At 41.2% G+C, this 381-nt stretch carries 1 tRNA gene; it reads right to left on the bottom strand.

Annotated elements, in window-relative coordinates:
• Positions 1-187 precede the first annotated feature (187 nt).
• A tRNA-Lys gene (locus tag AAEY93_RS20375) sits at positions 188-279 on the bottom strand.
• Positions 280-381 lie beyond the last annotated feature (102 nt).

Raw genomic sequence — 381 nt, 5'->3', positions numbered from 1 at the left:
CTATTGATTTAACAAAGAGGAACTGAGCTAACGACCCATCTTGGTTTTGCAATAACCGCTATTCTTACTGGAACAAAGCCAACTGTCGGCGTTTAAAAGCCTGTAGAACTAATGGCTAGTTTTAGCCTATGAGAGATGTTGAATGGTTGGATTATCTGGACGTTTAAATTGGGGAGATATAAAAAAGTGGTGGGTCGTGAAGGATCCGAACCTTCGACCAATGGGTTAAAAGCCAACTGCAGCTATTGATTTAACAAAGAGGAACTGAGCTAACGACCCATCTTGGTTTTGCAATAACCGCTATTCTTACTGGAACAAAGCCAACTGTCGGCGTTTAAAAGCCTGTAGAACTAATGGCTAGTTTTAGCCTATGAGAGATGT

Source organism: Shewanella sp. CAL98-MNA-CIBAN-0140, assembly GCF_040309905.1.
Taxonomy (GTDB): domain Bacteria; phylum Pseudomonadota; class Gammaproteobacteria; order Enterobacterales; family Shewanellaceae; genus Shewanella; species Shewanella psychromarinicola.
The sequence above is the reverse complement of the archived record's forward strand: the minus strand, read 5'-3'. Positions and strand labels throughout refer to the sequence as shown.